The organism is Nonomuraea rhizosphaerae, assembly GCF_019396405.1.
Lineage (GTDB): Bacteria > Actinomycetota > Actinomycetes > Streptosporangiales > Streptosporangiaceae > Nonomuraea > Nonomuraea rhizosphaerae.
The window spans coordinates 1-9,414 of sequence record NZ_JAHKRL010000524.1; the positions used below are offsets into that span (position 1 = coordinate 1).

Annotated in this window: 7 protein-coding genes; all 7 read left to right on the top strand. The window is 71.5% G+C overall.

The annotated features are described in order from the left end of the window. On the top strand, positions 1-1,861 hold a 1,861-nt coding region (locus tag KME77_RS27175), incomplete at its 5' end, for an AAA family ATPase (RefSeq protein ID WP_219471787.1). Positions 1,862-1,949: 88 nt separating this feature from the next. Then, positions 1,950-2,936, top strand: coding sequence for an ABC transporter permease (locus tag KME77_RS27180; RefSeq protein ID WP_219471793.1), 987 nt, complete (start codon positions 1,950-1,952; stop codon positions 2,934-2,936). After that, on the top strand, positions 2,933-3,832 hold the full coding sequence (locus KME77_RS27185) for an ABC transporter permease (RefSeq protein ID WP_219471788.1): 900 nt from the start codon (positions 2,933-2,935) through the stop codon (positions 3,830-3,832). The genes KME77_RS27180 and KME77_RS27185 overlap by 4 nt, the downstream gene beginning before the upstream one ends. After that, positions 3,829-5,898, top strand: a complete 2,070-nt coding sequence (locus tag KME77_RS27190; protein WP_219471789.1) for a dipeptide ABC transporter ATP-binding protein — start codon at positions 3,829-3,831, stop codon at positions 5,896-5,898. The genes KME77_RS27185 and KME77_RS27190 overlap by 4 nt, the downstream gene beginning before the upstream one ends. Before the next feature lie 13 nt (positions 5,899-5,911). After that, on the top strand, positions 5,912-7,618 hold the full coding sequence (locus tag KME77_RS27195) for an ABC transporter family substrate-binding protein (protein ID WP_219471790.1): 1,707 nt from the start codon (positions 5,912-5,914) through the stop codon (positions 7,616-7,618). Positions 7,619-7,697: 79 nt separating this feature from the next. Further along, a complete protein-coding gene (locus tag KME77_RS27200; RefSeq protein ID WP_219471791.1) occupies positions 7,698-8,525 on the top strand; it encodes a class I SAM-dependent methyltransferase in 828 nt (275 codons plus the stop codon). Between the two features lie 75 nt (positions 8,526-8,600). Beyond that, positions 8,601-9,215 carry a TetR/AcrR family transcriptional regulator gene (locus tag KME77_RS27205; protein ID WP_219471792.1) on the top strand — a complete coding sequence of 205 codons (615 nt, stop codon included), beginning with the start codon at positions 8,601-8,603 and terminating at the stop codon, positions 9,213-9,215. Positions 9,216-9,414 lie beyond the last annotated feature (199 nt).

Sequence of the window (9,414 nt, forward strand, 5' to 3'; positions counted from 1 at the left end):
CCCCCCCGCCGCCGTCCTCGTCCAGCGCTTCGTCGCCGCCCGCCGGGCCAGGGCCGTGCTGACCGCCGACGAGCAGGTACGCGTCAGGGCCCGCGAGGGCAGGCCCGAGCCGCAGGCGGTCCAGCCGGGCGCGCTGCCCGACATCTCGGTCGAGGACGCGCTGGCCGAGCTGGAGAACATGATCGGCCTGGTCCCCGTCAAGGAGCAGGTCCGCTCGATCGCCGCCTCCATCGAGGCCTCCCGCCTGCGGGCCGAGGCCGGCTACAAGGCGGGCCGCCCGACCAGGCACTTCGTCTTCCTGGGGCCGCCCGGCACCGGCAAGACCAGCGTCGCCCGCACCGTGGCGAAGATCTTCTACGCGTTCGGCCTGCTCGACACCCCGTTCGTGGTCGAGGCGCAGCGGGCCGACCTGGTCGGCGAGTTCCTCGGCGCGACCGCGATCAAGACCAACGAGCTGGTGGACCGGGCGCTGGGCGGCGTCCTGTTCATCGACGAGGCCTACAGCCTGATCAACTCCTCCGACGGCCAACCCGACCGGTTCGGCGCCGAGGCCGTCCAGACGCTGCTCAAACGCGCCGAGGACGACCGCGACCGGCTCATCATCATCCTGGCCGGCTACGAGCAGGAGATGACCTCGTTCCTGTCCAGCAACCCCGGCCTGGCCAGCAGGTTCGCCACGCGCGTCCGCTTCCCCAGCTACTCGCCGAGCGAGCTGGCCGAGATCACCGGGCTGCTGCAGGAGCGCAGGGGCGACACGATGGCGCCCGACACGCGCCACGCGCTGCTCGGCCTGTTCGAGGACGTCCAGCGGCGCGGCCTGGTCGACGAGCTGGGCAACGCCCGGTTCGTCCGCAGCCTCGTCGAGGCCGCCGCGACCGCCCGCGACGTGCGGGTCGTCGGCGCGGGCGGCACGCCGACCACCCAGGACCTGGTGACCACCACGACGGCCGACGTGACCAAGGCGTTCGACGAGCTGACCGCCCGCTTCCGCGGCTACGCCGACACCCCCACGCTGGAGGAGGCGCTCGGCGACCTGGACCGGATGGCCGGCCTGGAGCCCGTCAAGCGCCAGGTCCACGCCATCGCCGCCCAGCTCCAGGTGGCCAGGATGCGGCAGGAGCGCGGGCTGCCCACCCCGCCGCAGACCCGCCACTTCGTCTTCACCGGGCCGCCGGGCACCGGCAAGACCACGGTGGCCAGGGTGATCGGCCGTGTCTTCGCCGCGCTCGGCCTGCTGGCCAGGCCCGACGTGGTCGAGGCGCAGCGGGCCGACCTGGTCGGCCAGCACCTGGGCGCGACCGCGATCAAGACCAACGAGCTGGTGGACCGGGCGCTGGGCGGCGTCCTGTTCATCGACGAGGCCTACAGCCTGGTCAACCCCGGCTACTCCGGCGGCGACGCGTTCGGCGCCGAGGCCGTGCAGACGCTGCTCAAGCGGGCCGAGGACGACCGCGACCGGCTCGTCGTCGTGCTGGCCGGCTACCAGCGCGAGATGAACGCCTTCCTGTCCACCAACCCCGGCCTGGCCAGCAGGTTCAACCAGCGCGTCGCCTTCCCCAGCTACTCGCCGCAGGAGCTGTCGGAGATCGCCGTGCTGCTGGCCGACAAGTCCGGCGACCGCTTCGACGAGGCCGCCCTGCGTGACCTCGACGAGGTCTTCGCCTGGGTCTGCGACGAGCACCTCATCGACGGGCTGGGCAACGGGCGCTTCGCCAGGTCGCTGTTCGAGCGCGCCGCCATGCGCCGTGACGTGCGGCTGGCCGCCCTGGCCGCGGGCGGCGGATCGGCCAGCTCCGCCGAGCTGACCACTATCACCAGCGACGACGTCCGCACCGCCGTGGACGAGATTTCCGGACGTTAACCAGACTCCTCTTTGGCACTGGGGTGCGCACCCAAGCTCACATGGTGTAGCAATATGACTACACGTCGTGCGCGCCGGAGGGGGGACGATGGCGGCGTTCCTGGTCCGCAGGCTGCTGAACTACCTGGTGCTCGTCGCCGTCGCGGCCAGTCTCGCGTACATGCTCGCGGCCGGCGCGCTCGACCCGCGCTCCAACTACGCCGACCGCACCCCCAAGCCGCCGCCCGCCGTCGTCGACGCGCAGCTCACGGCGCTCAACCTCAACGACCGCACCCCGCTGTTCCAGCGTTACCTGACCTGGGCCGGAGGCGTGCTGCGCGGTGACTTCGGCAGGACGGTCACCGGCTCGCCGGTCAACGAGGACCTGAGCAGGCGCGCGGGAGTGACGTTCCGGCTGGTCATGGTCGGGCTGGTGTGCGGCAGCGTGCTGGGGGTGCTGGTCGGGGCCGCCGCGGCGGCCGGCCAGTACGGGTGGTTCGACCGGATGTCGGCGGGGCTGTCGTTCCTGGTCCTGGCGCTGCCCGTGGTCGTGCTGGCCAACATGCTCATCCTGCTGGGCACGCTGGCCAACGAACGGGTCTTCGGCCACCCGGTGTTCCTGGTCAGCGGCGAGTACAGCGACGGGCTCGCCGCCGGCTTCTGGGGGACGCTCTCCGACCGGCTCCAGCACCTGATCCTGCCGACGGTGTCGCTGTCCGTGGGGCTGGTCGCGATCTTCAGCCGCTACCAGCGCAACGCCATGCTCGACGTGCTCGGCGCCGACTTCGTCCGCACCGCCATGGCCAAGGGGCTGAGCAGGCGGCAGGCGCTCGTCCGCCACGCGCTGCGCACGGCCCTGATCCCCGTGGCGACCTACTTCGCGTTCACGTTCGGCGCGCTGCTGACCGGGGCCACGTTCACCGAGAAGATCTTCGGCTGGCACGGGCTGGGCGAGCGGCTGATCGACTCCATCTTCACCAACGACGTCAACACCGTCGCGGCCATCTCGTGCGTCGCCGCGGTCGCGGTGCTGTGCGCCTCGCTGGCCGCCGACCTGCTGCACGCCGCGCTCGACCCCAGGGTGAGGGCGGTATGACGGCGGCCGACGACGCCCTGGAGCTGCCACGGGCCCCCGTGGAGGGGCGGGCGCCGTCCAGGCTGCGGACGGTCGCCCGGCGCTTCCTCGGCTCGGCGCAGGGACGGATCGGGGCCGCCGTGCTCCTGCTGCTGTTCCTGCTCGCCCTCGCCGGCCCCTCCCTCGGCAAGTGGTCCTACACCGACAAGGACTTCACCGCCTTCCTCAGCCCGCCGTCGTCCGAGCACTGGTTCGGGACCCTGCAGACCGGCGCCGACGTGTACGCCGTGACGCTGCGCGGCATGCGCAAGTCGCTGGTCGTCGGGCTGTTGGCGGCGCTGGTGTCGACCGCGCTGGCCGCCGTCGCGGGGGCGTTCGCCGGATACTTCTCCGGCTGGACCGACCGGACCCTCACCTGGGGCGCCGACCTGCTGCTGGTGCTGCCCGCGTTCCTGATCCTGGCCGTGATGTCGCCGCTGTTCGGGGCGGGGCAGTGGGTGCTGTTCGTCGTCATGCTGGCGCTGTTCCTGTGGATGATCACCTCGAAGGTGGTCAGGGGGATGACGATCTCGCTCAAGCAGCGCGAGTTCATCCAGGCCGCCCGGTACATGGGCGTGTCCCCGGTGCGGATCATCTTCCGCCACGTCCTGCCGAACCTGTCGTCGCTGCTGATCGTCGACGCCACCCTGAACGTCAGCGCCGCCATCCTCACCGAGACCTCCCTGTCGTACTTCGGGTTCGGGATCCAGCCGCCCGACGTGTCGTTCGGGACGCTCATCGCCGACGGCTCCAGGACGGCCGTGTACGCGCCGTGGACGTTCTGGTTCGTGGCCGGGCTGCTGGTGGTCACGGTGCTCGCGGTCAACCTCGTGGGAGACGCCCTGCGCGACGCCTTCGACCCCGGGTCGTCGCGTTGAGGCCCGTCCTGGAGGTCGCCGGCCTCAACGTCTCCTTCGGCGACGTGCACGCCGTACGAGGGGTGAGCTACTCCGTACGGCCCGGCGAGGTGCTCGCCATCGTCGGCGAGTCCGGATCCGGCAAGTCCGTCACCTCGGCCGCGGTCATGGGCCTGCTGCCGCCGGGCGCCAAGGTGAGCGGGTCGGTGCGGCTGCACGGCAAGGAGCTGGTCGGGGCGCGCGAGCGCGAGCTGACCGCCCTGCGCGGCAAGGCCATCTCCATGGTGTTCCAGGATCCGCTGTCGGCCCTGACGCCGGTCTACCGGGTGGGCGACCAGATCGCCGAGGCGGTGCGCGTGCACCAGCGGGTGACCCGCGAGCAGGCCTTCACCAGGGCGGTCGAACTGCTCGGCCTCGTGGGCATCCCGAACCCGCGGCAGCGGGCGCTGGCGTTCCCGCACGAGTTCTCCGGCGGGATGCGGCAGCGGGTGGTGATCGCCATGGCCATCGCGAACGACCCCGACGTGATCATCTGCGACGAGCCGACCACCGCCCTGGACGTCACCGTGCAGGCCCAGGTGCTGGAGGTGCTGAAGAAGGCCCAGCGCGAGACCGGGGCCGCGATCGTCATGATCACGCACGACCTGGGGGTGGTGGCCGGGTTCGCCGACCGGGTCATGGTCATGTACGCCGGGCGGGCCGTCGAGGTGGGGGGCGTGGACGACATCTACTACCGGGCGCGGATGCCGTACACGGTGGGGCTGCTGCGGTCGGTCCCGCGCCTGGACCGGGCCGGGCGGCCGGTGCCCATCGAGGGCGCGCCGCCGTCCCCGGCCGCGCTGCCGCCGGGGTGCCCGTTCGCGCCGCGCTGCCCGCTGCGGATCGACGCGTGCGACGAGGGCGAGCCGCCGCTGGTGGAGGCGGGGGAGGGGCAGTGGGCGGCGTGCATCCGGTGGCAGGACGTGCGGCCGGCGGGGGCTTTCGACGAGCACACGCACTCCGCGCACCGGGCTCGGCCCGCCCCGGCCCGTCGCCCGGCCGACGCTCCCCAGGACTCCCAGGGGCGGCGGGTGGTGCTCTCCGTCGAGGGCCTGGTCAAGCAGTACCCCCTCATGCGCGGCTCGGTGTTCAAGCGCCGCGTCGGCACCGTCCACGCCGTCTCGGGCGTCACCTTCGACGTCCACGAGGGCGAGACGCTGGGCCTGGTGGGAGAGTCCGGCTGCGGCAAGACCACCACCCTGCACCAGATCCTCGAACTGACCCGCCCGCAACAGGGCCGCATCGTCGTCCTCGGCCAGGACACCGCCGCGCTCACCCCCCGCGCCCGCATGGCCGTCAGGCGCGACATGCAGGTCGTCTTCCAGGACCCGCTGGCCTCGCTCGACCCGCGCATGACCGTCCACGACATCCTGGCCGAGCCCCTGCGCACCCACGGCAGGCCGGTCAGCCGCGTACGCGAGCTGATCCGCCTGGTCGGCCTCGACGCCGAGCACGCCGCCCGCTACCCCCAGGACTTCTCCGGCGGCCAGCGGCAACGCATCGGCATCGCCCGCGCCCTGGCCCTCGAACCCCGGCTCCTGGCCCTGGACGAGCCGGTCTCCGCGCTCGACGTCTCCATCCAGGCGGGGGTGATCAACCTGCTCGACCGGCTGCGGACCGAGCTGGGCCTGTCGTACCTGTTCGTCGCCCACGACCTGGCCGTGGTGCGCTGCATCGCCGACCGGGTGGCCGTCATGTACCTGGGCAGGATCGCCGAGATCGGGCCCGTCGGCGCCGTCTACGACGCCCCCGCCCACCCGTACACGCAGGCGCTCCTGTCGGCGATCCCCCTGCCCGACCCGGTCCGCGAGCGCTCGCGCCGGCGGATCCTGCTCGAAGGCGACCTCCCCAGCCCGGCCGACCCCCCGTCCGGCTGCCGCTTCCGTACCAGATGTCCGAAGTTCCGGACCGTGCTGAGCGACGACGAGCGGGGACTGTGCGTGGCCGAGGAGCCCGACGTCCGCCCGGTCACCGCGGATCAGGGCGCGGCCTGCCACTACGCACACAAGGCCGACGTCGTCCAGGGCATCGCCCAGGACGTCATCTAGGAGGAATCGCTCGATGAAAGCATCACGTCTGCTCGCGGCCGGCTCGTTCGTGGTCGCCACCTGCGGGCTCGTGGCGGGCTGCGCAAGCTGGCCGGGGGGCGGCTCGGGCGGGCGCGCGCTCGGGCCCGGCGGCGACGAGATCGTCAGGGCGTACGACATCAACCCCCAGCCGCGCGACAAGGTCAAGGACGGCGGCACGCTGCGGTGGGGCATCAACGAGTTCCCCAGTCAGTGGAACAGGAACCACGTCGACGGCAACCTCGCCGTCGCCACGGTGATCAGCAACGCGCTGCTGCCCTCGCCGTTCCGGTCGGACGAGAAGGCCGAGATCACCGAGAACCCCGACTACCTGACCAAGGCCGAGGTCACCGCCCAGGAGCCGCGCCAGGTCGTCACGTACACGCTGAACCCCAAGGCCAAGTGGTCCGACGGGAAGCCGGTCACCTGGGCCGACTACCAGGCCCAGTGGAAGGCGCTCAACGGCTCCGACCCGGCGTACCACATCGTCTCGTCCACCGGCTACCAGGACATCGCGGACGTACGGCGCGGACGTGACGACTTCGAGGTGGTCGTGACGTTCTCGCGGCCGTTCGGGGACTGGAAGTCGCTGTTCGGGCCGCTGCTGCCGGCCTCCACCAACAGCACCCCCGAGGCGTTCAACAACGCCTGGCTGAACCGGATCCCCGTCACCGCCGGGCCGTTCACGTTCAAGAGCTTCGACCAGACCGCCAAGACGGTCACGATCGTCCGCGACCCCGCCTGGTGGGGCGAGCGCGCCAAGCTCGACCAGATCATCTACCGCTCCTCCGAACAGGACTCGCTGATCGGCGCGTTCAGCAACGGCGAGCTCGACGTCACCGACGTCGGCCCCTCCGCGCCCGCCTACGCGCGCGCCAAGGCCACCCAGGGCGCCGTCGTCCGCCAGGCCGCCGGTCCCGACTTCCGCCACTTCACCTTCAACGGCTCCAGCGAGCCGCTCAAGGACCGGCGCGTACGCCAGGCGCTCCAGCTCGGCATCAACCGCCAGGCCATCGCCCAGTCCGACCTCCAGGGCCTCGACTGGCCCATCACCCTGCTCAACAACCACTTCCTGATGAACACCCAGGAGGGCTACCAGGACAACGCCGGCCCCCTCGGCGCCTACAACCCCGGCCGGGCCCGTCAGCTCCTCGACGCGGCGGGCTGGCGCCCGGCCGCCGGCGGCATCCGGCAGAAGGACGGCAAGCCCCTCGACCTGCGCTTCATCGTCCCGTCCGGCGTCCAGGTCAGCAAGTCCGAGGGCGAGCTGGCGCAGAGCATGCTCGCCCAGATCGGCGTCAAGCTCACCATCAAGGCCGTGCCGAGCGACGACTTCTTCACCAAGTACGTCATCCCCGGCAACTTCGACATCACCTCGTTCGCCTACATCGGCACCCCGTTCCCGGTGTCGAGCAGCTACGGCATCTACGCCAACTCCACGAACGGCAAGTCCTGGAACGCCAACTTCGGCCGTACGGGCTCGCCCGACATCGACGCCGCGATGAGCCGCGCCGGCCAGAACCTCGACCTCGCGCAGGCGCACGAGGACACCCACCGGGTGGACAAGCTGATCTGGGAGGAGGTCAACGTGCTGCCCCTGTACCAGAGGCCGCAGAACGTGGCCACCAGGGAGCCGCTGGCCAACGTGGGGGCCCGCGGCTTCTACGACCTCCGCTACCAGGACATCGGCTTCATGCGCTGACGACCTTTGACGGATTTGCCGCTGTCCGCCTATTATGAACGACAGTTCATGAACGCATGTTCATAAAGAGGAGTGCGACGTGCAGATTGTCAACGCGCAGCAGGCCGAGGCGTGGAACACCTACGAGGGCGAGCACTGGGCCCGCCACCATGACCGCTATGACGCCGTGAACAGCGGCTTCAACGACCTGCTCCTGGACGCGGCCAGGATCGGCGAGCGCGACCGGGTGCTCGACATCGGGTGCGGCAACGGTCAGGTCACCCGCCTGGCCGCCCGGCGTGCCCCGCTCGGCCACGCCTTCGGGGTCGATCTTTCCCTGCCGATGCTCACGACGGCCCGCGAGCTGGCGGCCGCCGGTGATGTGCCGAATGTGAGCTTCGAGCAGGGTGACGTCCAGGTCCACCCGTTCCCGGACGCCGGCCTCGACGTGGCGGTGAGCCGCTTCGCGGTGATGTTCTTCGCCGACCCGGTCGCCGCTTTCACCAACATCCACCGCGCCCTCCGGCCCGGCGGACGTCTCGCCTTCATCAGCATGACCGACCCGGCCGGCACGGACCTGGGCGAGGTCATGAGCGTGCTGGCCGGGCACCTGCCCCAGGGCCGGGCATTCGGCGACCATGGGGGCGGGCCGCTCTCGCTCTCCGACCCGGAGCACATCACGACACTGCTGACAGCCGCCGGCTTCCGCGACATCTCCGCCTCCTTCACCGAGGCGGAGTCGATCTGGGGCGGCGACCCGGCGGAGGCCGCCGACTTCCTCATGGGCTGGGGCCCGGTCCGGTTCAACCTCGGCCCGGCCGATCCCGCGCCGGCACGGGCGGCCGTCGAGACCGCGTTCGGCCGTTTCGCGCGCGCGGGCGCCGTCAGACTGCGCGCCACCGCCTGGCTCGTGACGGCGACCCGATGATCCTTTACGGCCCCACCTCCGGCGTCGCCCACACGGCCCGGTCGAGAGGGACGCCTGGCACTACGATCTGAGTCGATGTCACCGAGAAGAGCGGCGGTGCTCCGGGAGGGCGACCGGAGCCTGCGCGAACACCTGGTCGTCACCGCCGAACGCATGATCTCCGAGCAGGGCGCGGCGGGGCTCACCGTACGCGCCATCGCCCGCGAGGCCGGGGTCGCCGACGGAGTGCTGTACAACCACTTCGCGGACAAGGAGGAACTGCTGGCCGAGGCGCTGCGCGCGTATGTCGCGTCGGTCGAGCGCGGGCTCGGCGAGCTGCCGGAGCCCGGCCGCGGGACCGTCGCCGCCAATCTGCGCGCCCACCTCGAACACGGGCTGGCGATGCACCGGGCGATCCTGCCCGCGTTCGCCGGGCTGGCCGCCCAGCCCAAGGTTCTCGACCGGTTCGCCGAGCGGGGGAGACCGGGCGAGGACTGGCGCGATCGGCTCCTGGACTATCTGCGGGCGGAGCGGGACCTGGGGCGGCTGAACCCCGACGCCAAGGTGGAGGCCGCGGCGGCGATGATCGTCGGGGTGTGCCATGAAACCGTGCTGACCGCGCTGCTTCAGGGGGTGGCGCGGCCCATGGCGGCGAAGGATGTCGACGACCTGGTCGCGGTCATCCTGGACGGTATCGGCGCCGGTGGGTGATCCGGCACTCCGGGGCTGTCGTTGACGGCCGAGACGGGAGGTCGATCTTGACGACGCCCTCCCAGGCGCCTGCCTCGCCCTGCCACCCCACTCACTCACCCCCACTCACTCACCCCCACTCACTCACCCCCACTCACTCACCCCCACTCACTCACCCCCACTCACTCACCCCCACTCACCCACCCCCACTCACCCACCC

Excerpts from the sequence above, each read along its gene's own strand:
- KME77_RS27195 (WP_219471790.1), top strand. The coding sequence starts at position 5,912 with ATGAAAGCATCACGTCTGCTCGCGGCCGGCTCGTTCGTGGTCGCCACC.
- KME77_RS27205 (WP_219471792.1), top strand. The coding sequence starts at position 8,601 with ATGTCACCGAGAAGAGCGGCGGTGCTCCGGGAGGGCGACCGGAGCCTG.
- KME77_RS27185 (WP_219471788.1), top strand. The coding sequence starts at position 2,933 with ATGACGGCGGCCGACGACGCCCTGGAGCTGCCACGGGCCCCCGTGGAG.
- KME77_RS27180 (WP_219471793.1), top strand. The coding sequence starts at position 1,950 with ATGGCGGCGTTCCTGGTCCGCAGGCTGCTGAACTACCTGGTGCTCGTC.